At 66.2% G+C, this 18187-nt stretch carries 15 protein-coding genes; 9 read left to right on the plus strand and 6 right to left on the minus strand.

Features of this window, described 5'->3' with window-relative positions:
• Window positions 1–297 precede the first annotated feature (297 nt).
• From HMPREF3014_RS24890 to aguA, 4 genes are all read left to right on the plus strand, one after another.
• Window positions 298–1359 carry a polyamine ABC transporter substrate-binding protein gene (locus HMPREF3014_RS24890; RefSeq protein WP_003160940.1) on the plus strand — a complete coding sequence of 354 codons (1062 nt, stop codon included), beginning with the start codon at window positions 298–300 and terminating at the stop codon, window positions 1357–1359.
• Window positions 1360–1419: 60 nt separating this feature from the next.
• Complete coding sequence (locus tag HMPREF3014_RS24895) at window positions 1420–2085, plus strand: TetR/AcrR family transcriptional regulator (protein WP_003107783.1); 666 nt, start codon at window positions 1420–1422, stop codon at window positions 2083–2085.
• Between the two features lie 162 nt (window positions 2086–2247).
• Window positions 2248–3126, plus strand: coding sequence for an N-carbamoylputrescine amidase (aguB, locus tag HMPREF3014_RS24900; RefSeq protein ID WP_003111119.1), 879 nt, complete (start codon window positions 2248–2250; stop codon window positions 3124–3126).
• Between the two features lie 85 nt (window positions 3127–3211).
• On the plus strand, window positions 3212–4318 hold the full coding sequence (gene aguA, locus HMPREF3014_RS24905; RefSeq protein WP_003144947.1) for an agmatine deiminase: 1107 nt from the start codon (window positions 3212–3214) through the stop codon (window positions 4316–4318).
• A gap of 134 nt (window positions 4319–4452) precedes the next feature.
• Here aguA and HMPREF3014_RS24910 read toward each other — a convergent pair whose 3' ends face one another.
• The 6 genes from HMPREF3014_RS24910 to desA all read right to left on the minus strand — a co-directional run bounded on the left by HMPREF3014_RS24910 (window position 4453) and on the right by desA (window position 12351).
• A complete protein-coding gene (locus HMPREF3014_RS24910) occupies window positions 4453–5835 on the minus strand; it encodes an OprD family porin (protein WP_003084265.1) in 1383 nt (460 codons plus the stop codon).
• 612 nt (window positions 5836–6447) lie between these two features.
• Window positions 6448–7419 carry a GGDEF domain-containing protein gene (locus HMPREF3014_RS24915; protein ID WP_003104500.1) on the minus strand — a complete coding sequence of 324 codons (972 nt, stop codon included), beginning with the start codon at window positions 7417–7419 and terminating at the stop codon, window positions 6448–6450.
• Window positions 7420–7531: 112 nt separating this feature from the next.
• On the minus strand, window positions 7532–8494 hold the full coding sequence (locus tag HMPREF3014_RS24920; RefSeq protein ID WP_003128540.1) for a LysR family transcriptional regulator: 963 nt from the start codon (window positions 8492–8494) through the stop codon (window positions 7532–7534).
• Between the two features lie 52 nt (window positions 8495–8546).
• On the minus strand, window positions 8547–9503 hold the full coding sequence (gene speB, locus HMPREF3014_RS24925; protein WP_003104498.1) for an agmatinase: 957 nt from the start codon (window positions 9501–9503) through the stop codon (window positions 8547–8549).
• A gap of 55 nt (window positions 9504–9558) precedes the next feature.
• On the minus strand, window positions 9559–10944 hold the full coding sequence (locus tag HMPREF3014_RS24930; RefSeq protein WP_023086901.1) for a sodium:solute symporter family protein: 1386 nt from the start codon (window positions 10942–10944) through the stop codon (window positions 9559–9561).
• Between the two features lie 228 nt (window positions 10945–11172).
• Window positions 11173–12351: a delta-9 fatty acid desaturase DesA gene (desA, locus tag HMPREF3014_RS24935; RefSeq protein WP_003104496.1), complete on the minus strand. Its 1179-nt coding sequence runs from the start codon at window positions 12349–12351 to the stop codon at window positions 11173–11175.
• 171 nt (window positions 12352–12522) lie between these two features.
• On the opposite strand from desA, the gene HMPREF3014_RS24940 reads away from it, so the two are divergent.
• The 5 genes from HMPREF3014_RS24940 (at window position 12523) to cysW (ending at window position 18186) form a co-directional block, all read left to right on the plus strand.
• Complete coding sequence (locus HMPREF3014_RS24940) at window positions 12523–14805, plus strand: putative bifunctional diguanylate cyclase/phosphodiesterase (RefSeq protein WP_023086900.1); 2283 nt, start codon at window positions 12523–12525, stop codon at window positions 14803–14805.
• A 163-nt stretch (window positions 14806–14968) separates the two neighbouring features.
• Window positions 14969–15151 (plus strand): sulfur starvation response protein OscA, encoded by a 183-nt coding sequence (gene oscA / locus HMPREF3014_RS24945; protein ID WP_003084246.1) that lies wholly within the window; start codon window positions 14969–14971, stop codon window positions 15149–15151.
• Window positions 15152–15327: 176 nt separating this feature from the next.
• The gene (locus HMPREF3014_RS24950) at window positions 15328–16326 is read left to right on the plus strand and encodes a sulfate ABC transporter substrate-binding protein (protein WP_003084243.1); all 999 of its coding nucleotides are present in this window, start codon (window positions 15328–15330) and stop codon (window positions 16324–16326) included.
• 161 nt (window positions 16327–16487) lie between these two features.
• Window positions 16488–17306 (plus strand): sulfate ABC transporter permease subunit CysT, encoded by an 819-nt coding sequence (gene cysT, locus HMPREF3014_RS24955; protein WP_003084241.1) that lies wholly within the window; start codon window positions 16488–16490, stop codon window positions 17304–17306.
• A 10-nt stretch (window positions 17307–17316) separates the two neighbouring features.
• Window positions 17317–18186 carry a sulfate ABC transporter permease subunit CysW gene (gene cysW / locus HMPREF3014_RS24960; protein WP_003084239.1) on the plus strand — a complete coding sequence of 290 codons (870 nt, stop codon included), beginning with the start codon at window positions 17317–17319 and terminating at the stop codon, window positions 18184–18186.
• Window position 18187 lies beyond the last annotated feature (1 nt).

Consider the following 18187-nt stretch of genomic DNA (forward strand, 5'->3'; position numbering starts at 1 on the left):
ATCTCCGACCTCGAGTACAACTGGTACCTGCATACCGTCTGAGGTAGCGGTATCGGCGCGCCGGTCCTGGGCCGGCGCCGTACGCAGCGAAATCCGGGGCGGTTTCGCAGACACTCAACGCGGGGGCGTCTGTGTCTGGGAAACCGCCCCGGTCCTTTTCTCGGAACCGGGAAATGTGCGCCACGGCACAGCCTGCCGCCACGCCTCCCGCCAGACTCGATGCTGGCCTGCATCAATGCCTCTGCCGCCTGGCTCCGGCACCATCGTCCGCTCCGTTCCGTCCAGCGAGAAGATTCCATGCCCCGCCTTTCCGCCCTGCTGTTCCTCGCCCTCGCACCCTGGCTGGCCCAGGCCGAGGAGACCCTGCGCGTCTACAACTGGAACGACTACATCGACCCGCAGGTGCTCGAGTCCTTCCAGAAGGACACCGGCATCCGCGTCGAGTACCACACCTTCGCCACCGCCGAGGAACTGGACAAGGCGCTGCGCAGTGGCGAGGCGATCGACGTCGCCGTCCCCTCCCACGACACCCTGCCGGCCCTGCTGAAGGACAACCTGCTGCGGCCGCTGGACTTCACCCAACTGCCCAACCGCAGCCATCTCGACCGTCAATTGCTGAGCAAACTGGCCGCGGTCGATCCTGACAATCGCCACGCCGTCCCCTATCTATGGGGTGCCGTAGGCCTGGCCATCAATACCCCGCAGGCCGAAGCCGCCTATGGCGGGCCGCTGCCCAACAGCTGGAGCCTGCTGTTCGACGCCAGCCAGAGCCAGCGCCTGAAAAGCTGCGGCATCAGCCTGCTGGACGCGCCGGACGAAACCCTGGCGATCCTCCTCAACTACCAGGGCCGCAACCTCGGTCGTACTGCGCCGAGCCAGGTACGCCGCGCCGCCGAGGCGCTGCACGGACTGCGACCGAACCTGCGCTACGTCGACAGCGAGCGCTACATCGCCGACCTCGAAGGCGGTCGCCTCTGCCTGGCCATGGCCTGGGTCGGCGACGCCCTGCGCGCGGCCAAGGCGGGCCAGCCGGTAAGTTTCGAGGTACCGCAGGAAGGCTCGGTGCTGTTCATCGACAACCTGGTGATCCCGGCCGGCGCCCAGCATCCACGCGAGGCGCACCGTTTCATCGACTACCTGATGCAACCGAAGATCGCCGCACAGATCACCGCCGCCACCCTCTACCCCAGCGGCAACGCCGACGCCGCCGGCTTCCTCGATCCCGCCCTGCGCCAGCAACCGGGCCTGTATCCGGACCGCGACACCAGCCGCCGCCTGTTCGCCCTGGAAACGCCGCCGGAAAAGCTCCGGCCGGTGGTCGACGAGATCTGGAAGGCCTTCCGCGGCGCCAGCCAGTGAGCGGCTTGCCCCGGTCGCGTGAGCTGGCGTCCAATAGCCGCTCACGCCCGGAGACCCGCCATGCAGCCCACCTCGTCCACCCGCAAGCCCCGCGCCAGCAGCCAGGCCCGGATCGCCGCGATCCTCGACGCCGCCCGCGGCCTGCTCGCCGACGAAGGCATCGGCGGCCTGACCATCTATAGCGTGGCCGAACGCGCGGAAATGCCGCCATCGTCGGTCTACCACTTCTTCCCCAGCGTGCCGGCCCTGCTCCAGGGGCTGACCGGCGAGGTCCACGCCGCCTTCCGCGCGTGCCTCGAACAGCCGGTGGACCATGCAGGCCTGCGCTGCTGGCGCGACCTGTCGCGGATCGTCGAGGAGCGCATGCTGGCGGTCTACGCCCGCGACGCGGCGGCCCGCCAACTGATTCTCGCCAGCCACGGCCTGGCCGAAGTCACCCAGGCCGATCGCCAGCATGACGTGCAACTCGGCCAGGCCATGCGCGCCCTGTTCGAGCGGCATTTCCTGCTGCCACCGCTGCCGACCGATATCGAGATCTTCAGCCTGGCCATGGAGCTAGGCGATCGCGTCTACGCATTGTCGGTCCAGCGTCACGGGATCATCGACGCACGCCTGGCGGAAGAAGGCATGCGGGTGTTCGACGCCTACCTGGGGCTCTACCTGCCGCCGATCCTGGAAAAGCGTAGCGAACCATTATCCGGATTTATATCTGATTTAAATCGATAGAAAATCCATAACACCCTCTTAAACCGCTTCACAGTCCGATTTTTATCGGATATAAATCCGCCCATCACTCGATCGGGCGCGACACCCCGTTCCCGCCCGCCCGACCCACAACCGGCCGCCGCCAAGCCCGGCAGCCATCCGAGCCAGCACACGAGGTGCTCCATGACCCGCAACGTCACCGTCGCCGCCACCCAGATGGCCTGCTCCTGGGATCGTCCGGCGAACATCGCCCGCGCCGAGAAACTGGTGCGCCAGGCCGCCGCCAGGGGTGCGCAGATCATCCTGATCCAGGAACTGTTCGAGACCCCCTACTTCTGCCAGAAGCCGAACCCGGACTACCTGCAGCTGGCCACCACGGTCGAGGAGAACGCCGCCATCGCCCACTTCCAGGCCCTCGCCCGGGAGTTGCAGGTGGTATTGCCGATCAGCTTCTTCGAACGCGCCGGGCGCGCCCGCTTCAACAGCATCGCGGTCATCGACGCCGATGGCGGCAACCTCGGGGTCTACCGCAAGAGCCACATCCCGGACGGCCCGGGCTACCACGAGAAGTACTACTTCAATCCGGGCGACACCGGCTTCAAGGTCTGGCAGACCCGCTACGCACGGATCGGCGTCGGTATCTGCTGGGACCAGTGGTTCCCCGAATCGGCGCGCAGCATGGCCTTGCTCGGCGCGGAACTCCTGTTCTACCCGACCGCCATCGGTAGCGAACCGCACGACGCCAGCATCAGCTCGCGCGATCACTGGCAACGCGTGCAGCAAGGCCATGCCGGAGCCAACCTGATGCCGCTGGTGGCTTCCAATCGCATCGGCCGCGAGGAGCAGGATGGCTACGACATCACCTTCTATGGTTCTTCGTTCATCGCCGACCCGTTCGGCGAGAAAGTCGAGGAGCTGAACCGCACCGAGGAAGGTATCCTTGTCCACACCTTCGACCTCGATGCGCTGGAGCGCACCCGCAGCGCCTGGGGCGTGTTCCGCGACCGCCGGCCGAACCTCTACGGTCCGCTGAAGACCCTCGACGGTTCGCTGGAGTCGTGAGGCCTCGGGAAACGATCCGCGCGGGGACGCCCCGCGCATTCCGCGCCGGCGTCCGCCGCGCATAGCAACGATTTCAGGAGCAGCGATGAGCAACCCGACCAGCACCCCACGCGCCGACGGCTTCCGCATGCCCGCCGAATGGGAACCCCACGAGCAGACCTGGATGGTCTGGCCGGAACGCCCGGACAACTGGCGCAACGGCGGCAAGCCGGCCCAGGCGGCCTTCGCCGCGGTGGCCAAGGCCATCGCGCGCTTCGAGCCGGTCACCGTCTGCGCCAGCGCCGGGCAGTACGAGAACGCGCGCGCACGCCTCGACGACGGCAACATCCGCGTCGTGGAAATCAGCAGCGACGATGCCTGGGTCCGCGACACCGGCCCGACCTTCGTCATCGACGACAAGGGCGATGTACGCGGCGTCGACTGGGGCTTCAACGCCTGGGGCGGCTTCGAAGGCGGCCTGTACTTCCCCTGGCAGCGCGACGACCAGGTGGCACGCAAGATCCTCGAGATCGAACGGCGCGCCCGCTACCGCACCGACGACTTCGTCCTCGAGGGCGGCTCGATCCACGTCGACGGCGAAGGCACGCTGATCACCACCGAGGAATGCCTGCTCAACCACAACCGCAACCCGCACCTGAGCCAGGCGGAGATCGAGCGGACCCTGCGCGACTACCTTGCGGTGGAGAGCATCATCTGGCTGCCGAACGGCCTCTACAACGACGAGACCGACGGCCACGTCGACAACTTCTGCTGCTACGTGCGTCCCGGCGAGGTGCTGCTGGCCTGGACCGACGACCAGGACGACCCGAACTACCTGCGCTGCCAGGCCGCCCTCCGCGTGCTGGAAGAAAGCCGCGACGCCAAGGGACGCAAGCTGGTGGTACACAAGATGCCGATCCCCGGCCCGCTGTACGCGACCCAGGAAGAGTGCGACGGCGTGGATATCGTCGAGGGCAGCCAGCCGCGCGATCCCTCCATTCGCCTGGCCGGCTCCTACGTGAACTTCCTGATCGTCAACGGCGGCATCGTCGCGCCGAGCTTCGACGATCCCAAGGACGCCGAGGCCAGGGCGATCCTCCAGCGCGTGTTCCCCGAGCACGAGGTGGTGATGGTCCCGGGGCGCGAGATCCTCCTCGGCGGCGGCAACATCCATTGCATCACCCAGCAGCAACCGGCGCCGCGCAAGGCCTGACGGGCATCCCGCAGGGCGGATGGCAAGCCGCGGCGCTGTTCGCCCTGGCCGGCCCGGCACGCCGAGTGGCGCCATGAATGAAAAAAGCCCGCGTCCTCCAGGAGGACGCGGGCTTTTTCCTGTCCGGCCGGAGCTTACAGCAGCGGCAGGGTGTAGCTGACGATCAGGCGGTTCTCGTCCTGGTCGCGCTGGTTGTTGCTCGAACCGGCAGCCGGCAGGCCGCTGCGGAAGGAGGCGTTCTTCCAGGTGAAGCCCAGGCCCTTGAAGGTGCCGTCCGGGATCACGTAGGCCAGGGAGATATCGCGTTCCCACTCGCTCTGGTCGCCGCGGGCGGTCTTGATCTTGTCGCCGCTCAGGTAAATGGTGTTGAAGGTCAGGCCCGGCACGCCGACGGTGGCGAAGTCGTAGCCGTAGCGGACCTGCCAGGTGCGCTCGCCAGCACGCTGGAACTTGCCGATCTGCACGTCGGTGATCAGGTACGCGGTAGAACCTTCGCCATCGCCACGGTTCAGGAACGGGAAGTCACTGTCGCCGTTGAGGATCTGGTAGCCGGCGCCGATGCTGTGGCCGCTGACGGTATAGGTGAAGAGGCCGCTGAAGGCGCGGTTGTCGACTTCGCCCTTGGTCACGCCGCTGCCGTAGTAGCCGCTGCTGACGTAGCCGTCGGCACGGCCGGAACGGCTGCCGTTCTTGCCGTCGGAGCTGCTGTCGAAGGCGCGCAGGTCGGTCTTCAGGACGCCCGGGCCAATCTGCCAGTTGTGGATCAGGCCGAGGAAGTGCTGCTTGTAGAAGTCGTCCAGGTTGCCGTAGTAGTACTGCAGGGTCAGGTCCTTGTTGACCTTGTAGTCGCCACCCGCGTAGTAGAACTTGTTGCTGTCGCGCGAACTGGCGCTGCTGCCGTTGGCGCCGGCGATGCTCAGGCTGCGGTTGTCGGTGGAGTTACGGCCCTTGGAGTGCTCCAGTTGGCCGGCAACCAGGGTGAAGTCCTTGAGGTCGGTCGAGGTGACCTGGCCGCCCTCGAAGGTGACCGGCAGCAGGCGGCCGTCGTTGTAGGTGACCACCGGCAGCTTCGGCTGCAGGGTGCCGTAGCGGAACTCGGTGTTGGACACCTTGGCCTTGGCGGTCAGGCCCAGGCTGGCGAAGTCGTGCACCGGCTCGCCGTTGCTTTCCAGCGGGAACACGGTGCCCGGCTGGCGGTCCAGGCCGCTCTTGCCGGCACGGCCGCCGCCGTCCAGGCGCACGCCGAGCAGGCCCAGCGCGTCGACGCCGAAGCCGACGGTGCCCTGGGTGAAGCCCGACTGGTAATTCAGGATGAAGCCCTGGCCCCACTCTTCCTGCTTGCTCGGCGAGGCGGTGCCATTGCGGTTGTCGGTATTGATGTAGAAGTTGCGCAGGGTCAGCGATGCCTTGCTGTCCTCGATGAAACCGGCGGCGACCGCCTGTTGCGCCAGGGCACCGAGGGTACCGGCAGTGATGGCCAGGGCCAGTCGTGACTTGTTGATCTTGCGACTCTTCATTGGTCTTTTCCCCATTGGTATTGCTAATTGTCTTCCGGTCGGGGGAAGTGGAACGCGTGGGCCCGACCGGTCGTTGAAACACTGAGCGCCGTACCATCCCGGAAGATGGCGCGCGCGAAACTCGGCATTCGATGGATCAGGAAACGGCGCAACCCGCGACGATGGAACGACGGGGCAGGCAAGCAGGCAGGGAGGCAGCGAACGGAAGCGTGTGCATGGGCGTACTCGTGTCTTGTTATTGTGCGGCGGGTGTCTCGACCCACCGCCAGTGAAGGCAATTTGTAAGCCAATCTTTCCATCGGGCTCCGCCTTCGCGTCCTCTCGGGCTTCCTGCCCTTCTCCCGGCTGACGGGCCGAAGGGTGTCGGCAGAAAACCGCCTATTACAGCTTCCTTTCTGGCGAGTTACCGCCACGTTTCAGAAATCGTTATTTCCCGCGCTTTATAGCGCGTGGGTAATAAACAGTAAAATATCCGCAATAAACCTAAAAAGAATTAATTATTCATATTTAATAGCTTTAAGGAATATTGTACCGCAGCCGCGACCTGCCGGTCGCCTCCCCAAAGAGGTATTCCGTGGCGCCGTCGACAAAACGGAAACGTTTGCCCAGTGGTCAGCCCACGACGATGCAGTCCTTGCCCTGGCGCTTGGCCGAGTACATCGCGGCGTCGGCCCGGCTGTAGAGGGCACCGAGTCCCTCGTCATCGGCCTGGAGGACCGTCAGGCCCTGGCTGACGGTGATCCCGAAGCTGTGCTCGCCCTCCTGGAAGCGCAGGCGTTGCACCTCGCGCTGCAGGCGTTCGCCGATCTGTCGCGCGGTCTGCTCGTCGCAGCCGGGCAGCAGCACGGCGAACTCCTCGCCGCCGATCCGCCCGAACAGGTCGCCACGGCGCAGCGCGGCACTGCCGCTCTGGGCGATACGCTGGAGGACCTGGTCGCCGACCTGGTGGCCGAAGCGGTCGTTGATCTTCTTGAAGTCATCGACGTCCAGCAGCAGGAACGCCAACGGTATCCCCTCGCGGCGACACTCCTTGAAGGCCGCCTCGGCACTGTCGAAGAAATAGCGACGGTTGCTGCTCTGGGTCAGCACGTCGGTGGTGGCCAGCCGTTGCAGCTCGCTCTCCATGTGCTTCTTGTCGGTGATGTCCTCGGCGATGCCCACCACCATCAGCGGCAGTCCCGCCTCGCCCTGGCGGCTGACGAAGCACTTGTCGTTGAGCCAGCGGACCTCGCCGTCGCCACGCACGATGCGGTATTCGCGTTGTTCCACGGCGCCACGTTCGAGCACCTGCAGCAGGCTGCTGTCGGCGTAGTCGAGGTCGTCCGGGTAGATGCTGTTGCGCCATTCCTCGTAGTCCGCCAGCAGCAGCGCCGCGGAACGGCCGAAGATTTTCTCGTAGGCGGGACTGACGTAGACCATTCGCCGGTTCTGCCAGTCGTAGGCCCAGAGCACCGAGTTGACGCTGGCCAGCAAGGCGCTGAAGAGTTGCTCGCGCTCCTTCAGCCGGGCCACTTCGGCACGGCTGTGCAGCAAGGCCAGCGCGGCCTCCTGCGGGTCTTCGGGAATGCCGGTTAGGTCGTCCATGGATCGTCGCTCTGCTCGCGGAACGGGTTCGACCGCCAACTTAGCGCAGGGGTCGCGGCGATACAGAAATGCCCGCCGAACGGCAGGGAAAGGCTCCAGCCAGTGCGCTTGATCACAATTGCCGAGCGATGCCGTTCGTATTCGCCGGAGCCTGCACGCCCAGTTGTTTCTGCGCCTCGAACAGCGAGCGCAGGAACAGGGTCAGGGTCGGTCGTTCTTCGTGTCCCTGACGGGTAATGCAATGGAATTCCGAGTCGTAGGCCAGTTGCCGTGGCCGGATCGCCCGCATGCGCCCTTCGGCGACCCAGGTGGCGGCATAGTGCGTCGGCAGGTAGCCGATGTAGGTGCCGCTGAAGACCAGGGTAGCGATGGCCTCCATGGTGTAGGCGTCGGTTCCCTGGTTGAAGCGCAGGTCGTGCGGGCGGTGGTTTTCCGCCATGTAGCCGCGGCCGACATAGTCGGCGGCGCAGATCTCGTCCAGCGCCGGTTCGTCGTCCGCCCGGGCGAAGAAGGGGTGCGCGCTGCCGCAATAGAGGTTCTGCTCCTCGCGGAACAGGGGTTGGTAGTAGAGCCCGGACAACCGGTGGTGAAAGGCCCCCACCGCCAGTTGCAGGCGCTCTTCCAGCACCGCGTGCTCGAGTTCGTCGGGACGCCGCGTGTGCAGCTTGAGCAGCACCTCCGGGGCGCGCTGGCGAAACAGCCGGATGGCCAGCGGCAACGGCAGGCAATGCTGGCCGATGACGCCATCGACGCAGCCCAGGTGCAACGCCTCGCGATCGCGCCCGCCGAGGCCGCGGACCTGCTCGCGGAAACGGGCGATGTCGCTGAACAGGCCGAGCGCGGCGTCGTAGAGCTCCTGCCCCTCCTCGGTCAACTGGAAACCGCCGTTGCCGCGCCGGCACAGGGAATAGCCCAGGCGCACCTCCAAGTCGCGCACCAGCACGCTCAGGCGCGACAGGCTGGTGTTCAGGCGCGCCTGGGCGGCAGTGAAGCCGCCGGCCTCGACGATGGCGCAGAAGGTGCGCAGCATGCGCAGGTCGATGTCGTTGAGGTTGCCCAGCATTCCCGCCCCCATGGCGTTCGGTCCGCCTTCGTTATAGCGCCAAAGCCAGGCCGGCGGAACGCCGTCAGGCGCTTCGCGCGGCCGACTCGGCAAGCAGGCAGAGCAGTTCGAACATCATGGTCGCCCCCACCAGCGCCGTGGCGCCGCCGACATCGAACGGCGGCGAGACTTCCACCACGTCGGCGCCGACCAGGTCCAGCCCGCGCAGGCCGCGGACCAGTTGCTGGGCCTGGAGGCTGGTCATGCCGCCGATCTCCGGGGTGCCGGTGCCAGGCGCGAAGGCCGGGTCGAGCACGTCGACGTCGAAACTCACATAGGTCGGCCCGTCGCCCACCACCCGCCGGGCTTCGGCCAGGGTCGCCTCGACGCCCAGTTCGACGAACTCTTCCATGTGGATCACGCGGATGCCGCACTCGCGGGCGAAAGCGTCGTCGTCCGGCGAATACACCGAGCCGCGAATGCCGATCTGCACCGTGCGCAGCGGGTCGAGCAGACCTTCCTCGATGGCCCGGCGGAATGGCGTGCCGTGGGTGTAGGGGTTGTCGCCGAAGTAGCGGTCGTTGGTATCGGAATGCGCATCGAAATGCACCATGCCCAGCGGCCGCTCGCGACCCAGGGCGCGAAAGATCGGCAGGGTCACCAGGTGGTCGCCACCGACCGACAGCGGCAGGGTACCGGCGGCATGGACCTGGCGATAGAAGCCTTCGATGCGGCGCAGCGAATCGAGCAGGTCGATGGGATTCACCGGCGCATCACCGAGGTCGCCGACCCGCACCAGGTCGTAGGGCGCGATGCGGCTGACGTGATGCACCTTGCGCATCAGGCTGGACAGGTTGCGCACCTCGCGCGGGCCATGGCGGGCACCGGCGCGGTTGGTGGTGCCGCCATCCCAGGGCACGCCGATCAGGCCGACCTGCAGCGCCGCCGGGTCGGTGAACGCCGGCAGGCGCATGAAGGTCGGGATGCCGGCGAAGCGTGGAATCTCGGCGGCGTCGAGGGGCTGCGGATGGTCGTTCGACATGGGGCGTCTCCGTGTGGCGGGAAGAAAGCGCCGGGCGCCGCCCGGCGCGGTGGGTTCATTCCGGCTGGGCTCGCAGGCTGGCGGCAGGACGGGTAGCCAGGCTGACCGCGACGAAGGTCGCCAGGCTGGCCAGCAGGCCGTAGACGATTGGCGAGTTGGCGAGCAGGCCGTCGCGGGCCATGCAGGCGATCACCGCCAGGCAACCGGCGACGATGCTGGCGATCGCCCCCTGCGGACTGGCCCGGCGCCACAGCAGCGCGCCGACGATCGGCACCAGCAGGCCGCCGACCAGCAGGTTGTAGGCGATGCTCAGGGCCGCGATGACATCGTTGACCAGGCACGCCAGGACCAGCATCGCCACGCCCATCAGCAGGGTGATGCAACGGCTCAGACGGATGTCGCTGGTGGTACCGGGGCGGAGGAAGCGCGCGTAGATGTCTTCCTGCAGCACGGTGGCCGCCGCCAACAGGCACCCGCTGGCGGTGGACATGATCGCCGACAGCGCGGCCGCCACCACCAGGCCGCGCAGGCCCGGCGCCAGTACCTCGCGGGTGATCTCGGCGTAGGCGTTCTCCGGCACCGCCAGGTCCGGCAGGAGGACCCGCGCCGCCGCGCCGATCAGCGCGCAGGCGGCGCCGTAGAGCATGCAGTAGACGCCGGCGCCAAGCCCGGCGTAGCGCACCACCGTCTCGCTGCGCGCGGTGAACACCCGCTGCCAGATGTCCTGGCCGATCAGCGCGCCGAAGAAGTACAGGAGGAAGTAGGTGAGGATGGTATCCAGGCCGATGTGGCCGAGGTCGAAGAAGCCCGCCGGCAGCACCTCCTGCATGCGCGCCAGGCCAGCGGCGCCGTCGATCGACAACGGCAGCAAGACCAGGAAGATACCGACGGTCTTGATCACGAACTGGATGATGTCGGTCAGCGTAAGGGACCACATGCCGCCGATCACCGAATAGACGATGACGATCCCGCCACCGCAGAGGATCGCCGGGATCCGCGGGATGCCGAATACCACCTCGGTGACCGAGCCGATGGCGATGGTCGCGGTGACCGCCACCATCAGGTCGTAGGCGACCATGACCACCCCGCCGATCAGGCGCGAGGAGGCCTGGTAGCGCTGCTCCAGCACCTGGGTCACGGTGAACACCCGCAGGCGCGCGATCTGCCGCGAGAACACCAGGCTGAGGACGATGATCCCCAGGCCGAGCATGAACACCAGCCACAAGCCGGACAGGCCGAACTGGTAGCCGAGCTTGACCGTACCGATAGTCGACGCGCCGCCGAGCACCACCGCGGCCATGGTTCCCAGGTAGAGGCCGGGGCCGAGGCGGCGTCCGGCGACGAGGAAATCGCTCTGGCTCTTCGCCTTGCGCATTCCGTACCAGCCCAGGCCCAGCATGGCCAGGGCGTAGACCAGCATGATCAGGTAATCCAGCAACATCGCCCGCGCTCCTTTTCTTGTTGTTCTGCGTGACGCCCGGCGTGGCGCCTGGGCACGCCGAAGATAGGCCGGGCGCCGCCCGGGCTGAATCCCGGATCAGGCAAGTCGACTTGCGGAGGAAGAGAAGTATCGGCGGGGCGTCGCACTGGCGACGCCGAAACGCAACGCGCCGGCAGGAGCCGGCGCGTTGCAGAGGCGGCTGACGCACCCGCGAGGGCGCGCCAGGCGTCAGGCGGGACGCAGCGAGTAGGTCTTCAGTTGCGCGGCGAACTCCTTCAGCGACTGGATACCGCTGGCTTCCGCCTCATGCACCCAGTCCTTGATCGCCGCCAGCATGTCGTGGCCGTTGGCGCTGGTCTTGGCCCAGATCTGCTGCAACGCCAGGCGCTTCTCGTAGATCACCTTCAGCGCCTGGCTGTGGGCGAGCATCGAGTCGATGCGCACGTGGTGGCGGTCCTGCAGCAGGCTGGTCTCGCGCGACAGCAGGCGCTTGGCGCGGCGGAACAGGTGGCGCACCGACTCGTCGGCCTTGGCCACTTCCTGCTTGACCAGCGGCGCGATCACCAGCTTGCGGTACTGCGCCATGATCTGGAAGCGGTTGTTGAGGATCGCCATGGCGGTGTCCATGTCCAGGCTGTGCTTGCCCTCGACCCGATGGGCGATCGGCGCGACCCGGGCGACCCTGGCCAGGCGCAGGAAGCTGAACAGCTTGATCCAGGCCCAGCCCAGGTCGAATTCCCACTTCTTCACCGACAGCTTGGCCGAGTTCGGGTAGGTGTGGTGGTTGTTGTGCAGCTCTTCGCCGCCGATGAGGATGCCCCAGGGCACCAGGTTGGTGGCGGCGTCGCGGCATTCGAAGTTGCGATAGCCGACCGCGTGGCCGAGGCCGTTGACCACGCCGGCGGCCCAGAACGGAATCCATACCATCTGCACGGCCCAGACGGTCAGGCCAAGGGCGCCGAACAGGGCCAGGTCGATGAGCGCCATCAGCACCACGCCGCCGATCGGGAAGCGCGAGTAGAGATTGCGCTCGATCCAGTCGTCCGGGCAGTTCTTGCCGTAGATGCGCAGGGTGTCCTGGTTCTTCGCCTCGGCCTTGTACAGCTCCGCGCCTGCGCGCAGAACGGTGAACAGGCCCTTGTGCACCGGGCTGTGCGGATCCTCGACGGTCTCGCACTTGGCATGGTGCTTACGGTGGATCGCGGTCCATTCGCGCGTGTTCATCCCTGTGGTCAACCACAACCAGAAACGGAAGAAGTGCTGCAACGCAGGGTGCAGGTCGAGTGCACGGTGGGCGGAATAGCGATGCAGGTAGACGGTCACGCTGACGATGGTGATATGCGTCAGCACCAGGGTAACTGCCACCAGTTGCCAGGGCGACAGGTCGAGAAAACCGTTGAACCACATAGGCGGTACTGAACCTCGGGGGGATTTGGGAGTGATGAGGGCCTTGTCTGACAAAACCTGGGGGCATTATCACCAAGCGGCTGGGGATTACCATCCGTTCTTTTAGATATGAACAGGGCCGGATGGCCATCATTTATACTGCCCGGCCAATAATTGCCCACTGAAAATCCCATGAGCCCCCGCCTGAGTGCCCTTCGCCTGAGCCTGGCTTATCTCGCAATCGCCATCGCCTGGGCGTTCCTGAGCGATCATTTGTTACAAAACCAGGTCCAGGACCACGACCAGCTGGTGTTCTGGATGACCGCCAAGCGGCTGTTCTTCTTCGCCGCCACCGGCCTGCTCCTGTACCTCTACCTGGTACGCCAGTTTCGCCGCAAGGCCCAGGCCTACGACGAACTGCACGGCAGCGAGCAGCGCCTGAACCGTGCCCTGGAAGCGGTGCGCGACGGACTCTGGGATTGGGACCTGGTGACCGACCGGATGTTCGTCTCGCCGGGCTACGCCGCGCTGGTCGGCCTCGCCCCGGAGGAACTCGGCGACCCCATCGAGACCTGGAAGAAGCGCCTGCACCCGGAAGAGTACGCCACCGTGCTGGAGGCCCACCGCAACCACCTGCAGGGCCTGACCGACAATCTCGACCACATCTACCGCCTGCGCCACAAGGACGGCGACTACCGCTGGATCCACTCGCGCGGCCGGGTCCTCCGCGACGCCCTGGGCAAGCCGCTGCACTACACCGGCGTGGCCCGCGACATCACTCTGCAGCGGCTCAAGGAAGACCACCTGCGCCAGGCCGCGGCGGTGTTCGACAGCACCCGCGAGGGCGTTCTGGTCACCGACGCCCAGGCGGTGATCGTGCACGTCAACCCTTCCTTCGAGCGCATCACCGGCTACCGTTCCGAGGACGTGCTCGGCAAGACCCCGGCGATCCTCCGCTCCGGCCGCCAGGACCAGGCGTTCTACCAGCGCCTGTGGCTGGCCCTGCGCGAGCAGGACGTCTGGAGCGGAGAGATCTGGAACCGTCGCAAGAGCGGCGAGATCTACCCGCAGTGGCTGCACATCCGCGCGGTGCGCAACGACCAGGGCCAACTGACCCACTACGTCGGGGTGTTCTCCGACCTGAGCAGCATCAAGCGCTCGGAGAACGAACTGGACTTCCTCGCCCACCACGACTCGCTGACCGGCCTGCCCAACCGCGTGCTGCTGCGCGAGCGCATCGAACAGGCGCTGGAGAACGGCAAGGACCGGACGGTGGCCGGGGCCCTGCTGCTGATCGACCTCGACCACTTCAAGCACATCAACGACAGCCTCGGCCACACCACCGGCGACATGCTCCTCAAGGAAGTCAGCAAGCGCCTGCAACACCAGCTCGACGAGCGCTGCCTGCTGTCGCGACTGGGCGGCGACGAATTCGCCATCCTCGTCGAGAACGACGACCCGGAAGCCGTCGCGCGACTCTCACAGCGCATCCTCGACGGTTTCAACGCGCCGTTCGACATCCACTGCCAGCCGATCTATATCAGCGCCAGCCTCGGTGTCAGCCTCTACCCGGAAGACGCCAGCGACGTCGACCACCTGATGCAACACGCCGACGCCGCGCTGTTCCAGGCCAAGGACAGCGGGCGTAACGCCTACGCCTTCTACACCCGCGTGCTGACCGCCCGGGCCCGCGCCCATGTCCAGGTGGAATCGGCCCTGCGCCATGCGCTGGATCACGACGAACTGCGCGTCCACTACCAGCCGGTGCACGACCTGGCCAGCGGGCGGATCGTCGGCGTCGAGTCGCTGGTGCGCTGGCAGCATCCCGAGCGCGGCCTGGTGCCGCCAGGCGAGTTCGTCCCGGTGGCGGAGGAATGCGGGCTGATCGCTGCGCTGGACAATTGGGTGCTCAAGCGGGCCTGCCGGCAGATGCGCGAATGGCAACAGCGCGGCGTCGAACTGGAGTTCGTCGCGGTCAACGTCTCCAGCCGGCTGTTCAACCGCGGCGGCCTGGAGGAAAGGATCGCCAACGCCCTGGAAGAGTCCGGGCTGGAGCCCCGCTACTTGGAACTGGAAGTCACCGAAAGCGCGGTGATGGAGGACTTCGAACAGTCCCTCAACCTGCTCTGCCGCCTGCGCATCCTCGGCGTGAACCTGGCCATCGACGACTTCGGCACCGGCTATTCCTCGCTGATGCGCCTCAAGCGGCTGCCGGTACACAAGCTGAAGATCGACCAGGGCTTCGTCGCCGGCCTGCCCGGCGCGGTGGACGACGCCGCGATCGCCCGTGCGATCGTTGCCCTGGCGCAAAGCATGGGCCTGCGGGTGGTTGCCGAGGGTATCGAGCACCAGGACCAGGCGCTGTTCCTGCGCGAACATGGCTGCGACTTCGGCCAAGGCTACTGGTACGGACGGCCGCAACCGGCGGAAGCGCTGCGCTTCGACCTGCCGCCCGTGGCGTTGCCGGAAGACTGAGCCTGGCGGCGAAGCCGGGCCGCTTCGCCGTCTTATAACCACTTTACCTATAAAGATTCTTAAACAATATTTTTAAGAATATTGCCCACTGCTTACTATGCGCCTCACGCCGCCTCCACTTCGTCGAGCAACGCGGCACCTCGAGCCACAGGAGCAGAGACCCATGAGCGCAACCCTCAGAAGCCTGGATGGCCAGGACGAAGCCACCATCCTGCGTGAAATCCAGAGTGCCCTGCGCGGCCTGCGCTTCGGCGCCGTCGAGATCACCGTGCACAACGGCCAGGTGGTGCAGATCGAGCGCAAGGAAAAATTCCGTCTGCAGCAACCGGCCGTCAAGCAGGCCTGAAGCACACGACCCGACTGGACCACCGGAGGCGTCTCGCCATGAACATCCGTTCGATACCCCATCCGCACCGGTACTGCAGCTGTCGGCCGCGAATGCGCGCCTGACGCCCCGTGTTCCCGTCGTTCCGCCAACACCCCATTAGAACAATCGAAACAGCACACACCTAGGAGCTGCACATGTCCCTTCGTCGTTTCGCCCTGGCCGCACTCGCCAGCGCCCTGGTCTCCGGCCCGGTTGCCGCGGCCACGCAACTGCTGAACGTTTCCTACGACCCGACCCGCGAGCTGTACCAGGCCTACAACGCGGCCTTCATCAAGCACTGGAAGGCCCAGGGCGGCGAGGACCTGACCGTCCAGCAGTCCCACGGCGGCTCCGGCAAGCAGGCCCGCGCGGTGATCGACGGGCTCAAGGCCGACGTGGTGACCCTGGCCCTGGCCGGCGACATCGACGAACTGCACAAGCTCGGCAAGCTGCTGCCGGCCGACTGGCAGGCACGCCTGCCGGACAACAGCACCCCCTACACCTCGACCATCGTGTTCCTGGTGCGCAAGGGCAACCCCAAGGGAATCAAGGACTGGGGCGACCTGACCAAGGAAGGCGTGGAAGTCATCACGCCGAACCCGAAGACCTCCGGCGGCGCGCGCTGGAACTTCCTCGCCGCCTGGGCCTGGGCGAAGAAGCAGTACGGCAGCGACGAGAAGGCCAAGGACTACGTGCAGGCGCTGTACAAGCACGTACCGGTACTCGACACCGGCGCCCGCGGCTCGACCATCACCTTCGTCAACAACCAGATCGGCGACGTGCTGCTGGCCTGGGAGAACGAGGCGTTCCTGGCGAAGAAGGAACAGGGCGGGGAAAACTTCGAGATCGTCGTACCCTCCATCTCCATCCTCGCCGAACCGCCGGTCGCGGTGGTCGACAAGGTGGTCGAGAAGAAAGGCACCCGCAAGGTCGCCGAGGCCTACCTGCAATACCTGTACAGCGAGGAAGGCCAGCGCATCGCCGCGCAGAACTTCTACCGGCCGCGCAACCAGAAGGTCGCCGCCGAGTTCGCCACGCAGTTCCCGAAACTGAACCTGGTCACCGTCGACTCCGATTTCGGCGGCTGGAAGACGGCCCAGCCGAAGTTCTTCAACGACGGGGGCATCTTCGACCAGATCTACCAGGCGCAATGATCGCGACGGCAGACCCGTCGCCCGAACCACGGCCCCTCTCCCAGACCCTCTCCCGGACGGGCGAGGGGGCTAGCAGGCCCGGTCCCGTACCGGGCCCACTGCCGGAAGGAACCGGCACCGGGAGAGCCACCAAGCGTTCCAACGCAGAGTAAGGACAGAACATGTCACGACGCATTTCCCCGGTCATACCCGGCTTCGGGCTGACCCTGGGATACACCCTGGTGTACCTCAGCCTGCTGGTCCTGATCCCGCTGGGGGCCATGTTCCTCAAGACCACCCAGCTCAGCTGGGAGCAATTCTGGGCCATCATCAGCGCGCCGCGGGTGCTCGCCGCGCTCAAGCTGAGCTTCGGCACCGCGCTCGCCGCCGCCGTGCTCAACGGCTTGATCGGCACGCTGCTGGCCTGGGTCCTGGTGCGCTACGAATTCCCCGGACGGAAGATCATCGATGCCATGATCGACCTGCCCTTCGCCCTACCCACCGCCGTCGCCGGTATCGCCCTCACCGCGCTCTATGCGCCGGCCGGCCTGGTCGGCCAGTTCGCCAGCGACCTCGGCTTCAAGATCGCCTATACCCCCCTGGGGATCACCCTGGCGCTGACCTTCGTGACCCTGCCGTTCGTGGTCCGCACGGTGCAGCCGGTGCTCGCCGACATTCCCAAGGAAGTCGAGGAAGCCGCCGCCTGCCTCGGCGCCAGGCCGCTGCAGGTGTTCCGCCATATCCTCGTGCCGGCGCTGCTGCCGGCCTGGCTGACCGGTTTCGCCCTGGCCTTCGCCCGGGGCGTCGGCGAATACGGCTCGGTGATCTTCATCGCCGGCAACATGCCGATGAAGACCGAGATCCTGCCGCTGCTGATCATGGTCAAGCTGGACCAGTACGACTACACCGGCGCCACCGCCATCGGCGTGCTGATGCTGGTGGTGTCCTTCATCCTGCTGCTGCTGATCAACCTGCTGCAGCGCCGCATCGAAACCCCGTAAGGAGGGCGCCATGTCCAGTGCAAGCATTTCCGCTGCCACCGCCAGCGCCTCCCGCCGCGGCAACGCCGGCGGCCGCCTGGCCCTGATCGTCCTGGCCTGGCTGGTCTTCGCCCTGTTCCTCCTGCTGCCGCTCTACGTGGTCCTGAGCGAGGCGCTGAAGCAGGGTTTCGGCACCTTCTTCGAGGCGATCCTCGAACCCGACGCGCTGGCCGCACTGAAGCTGACCCTGATCGCGGTGGCCATCTCGGTGCCGCTCAACCTGCTGTTCGGCGTCGCCGCCGCCTGGTGCGTGAGCAAGTTCGAGTTTCGCGGCAAGAGCATCCTGGTGACCCTGATCGACCTGCCGTTCTCGGTCTCGCCGGTGATCGCCGGCCTGATCTACGTGCTGTTGTTCGGCGCCCAGGGCTACTTCGGCGAATGGCTGAGCGACCACGACATCCAGATCGTCTTCGCGGTGCCCGGCATCGTCCTGGCGACCCTCTTCGTCACCGTGCCCTTCGTCGCCCGCGAACTGATCCCGCTGATGCAGGAGCAGGGCACCCAGGAGGAGGAAGCCGCCCGCCTGCTCGGCGCCAACGGCTGGCAGATGTTCTGGCACGTGACCCTGCCGAACATCAAGTGGGGCCTGATCTACGGCGTGGTGCTCTGCACCGCGCGGGCGATGGGCGAGTTCGGCGCGGTATCGGTGGTTTCCGGGCATATCCGCGGTGTCACCAACACCCTGCCGCTGCACGTCGAGATCCTCTACAACGAATACAACCATGTCGCCGCCTTCAGCGTCGCCAGCCTGTTGCTGCTGATGGCGCTGGTCATCCTTCTGCTCAAGCAGTGGAGCGAATCCCGCATGTCCCGACTGAAAAGCAATGCTGACGAGGAATGAA

It is taken from the genome of Pseudomonas sp. HMSC065H01, from assembly GCF_001815235.1.
GTDB classification, from domain to species: domain Bacteria; phylum Pseudomonadota; class Gammaproteobacteria; order Pseudomonadales; family Pseudomonadaceae; genus Pseudomonas; species Pseudomonas aeruginosa.

What these genes read in the sequence shown, in the direction of transcription:
- oscA (WP_003084246.1), top strand. Translation starts at nt 14,969, where the DNA reads ATGAGCGCAACCCTCAGAAGCCTGGATGGCCAGGACGAAGCCACCATC.
- HMPREF3014_RS24930 (WP_023086901.1), bottom strand. Translation starts at nt 10,944, where the DNA reads ATGTTGCTGGATTACCTGATCATGCTGGTCTACGCCCTGGCCATGCTG.
- HMPREF3014_RS24895 (WP_003107783.1), top strand. Translation starts at nt 1,420, where the DNA reads ATGCAGCCCACCTCGTCCACCCGCAAGCCCCGCGCCAGCAGCCAGGCC.
- HMPREF3014_RS24910 (WP_003084265.1), bottom strand. Translation starts at nt 5,835, where the DNA reads ATGAAGAGTCGCAAGATCAACAAGTCACGACTGGCCCTGGCCATCACT.
- speB (WP_003104498.1), bottom strand. Translation starts at nt 9,503, where the DNA reads ATGTCGAACGACCATCCGCAGCCCCTCGACGCCGCCGAGATTCCACGC.
- HMPREF3014_RS24920 (WP_003128540.1), bottom strand. Translation starts at nt 8,494, where the DNA reads ATGGGGGCGGGAATGCTGGGCAACCTCAACGACATCGACCTGCGCATG.
- aguB (WP_003111119.1), top strand. Translation starts at nt 2,248, where the DNA reads ATGACCCGCAACGTCACCGTCGCCGCCACCCAGATGGCCTGCTCCTGG.
- HMPREF3014_RS24890 (WP_003160940.1), top strand. Translation starts at nt 298, where the DNA reads ATGCCCCGCCTTTCCGCCCTGCTGTTCCTCGCCCTCGCACCCTGGCTG.
- HMPREF3014_RS24915 (WP_003104500.1), bottom strand. Translation starts at nt 7,419, where the DNA reads ATGGACGACCTAACCGGCATTCCCGAAGACCCGCAGGAGGCCGCGCTG.
- desA (WP_003104496.1), bottom strand. Translation starts at nt 12,351, where the DNA reads ATGTGGTTCAACGGTTTTCTCGACCTGTCGCCCTGGCAACTGGTGGCA.
- aguA (WP_003144947.1), top strand. Translation starts at nt 3,212, where the DNA reads ATGAGCAACCCGACCAGCACCCCACGCGCCGACGGCTTCCGCATGCCC.
- HMPREF3014_RS24950 (WP_003084243.1), top strand. Translation starts at nt 15,328, where the DNA reads ATGTCCCTTCGTCGTTTCGCCCTGGCCGCACTCGCCAGCGCCCTGGTC.
- HMPREF3014_RS24940 (WP_023086900.1), top strand. Translation starts at nt 12,523, where the DNA reads ATGAGCCCCCGCCTGAGTGCCCTTCGCCTGAGCCTGGCTTATCTCGCA.
- cysW (WP_003084239.1), top strand. Translation starts at nt 17,317, where the DNA reads ATGTCCAGTGCAAGCATTTCCGCTGCCACCGCCAGCGCCTCCCGCCGC.
- cysT (WP_003084241.1), top strand. Translation starts at nt 16,488, where the DNA reads ATGTCACGACGCATTTCCCCGGTCATACCCGGCTTCGGGCTGACCCTG.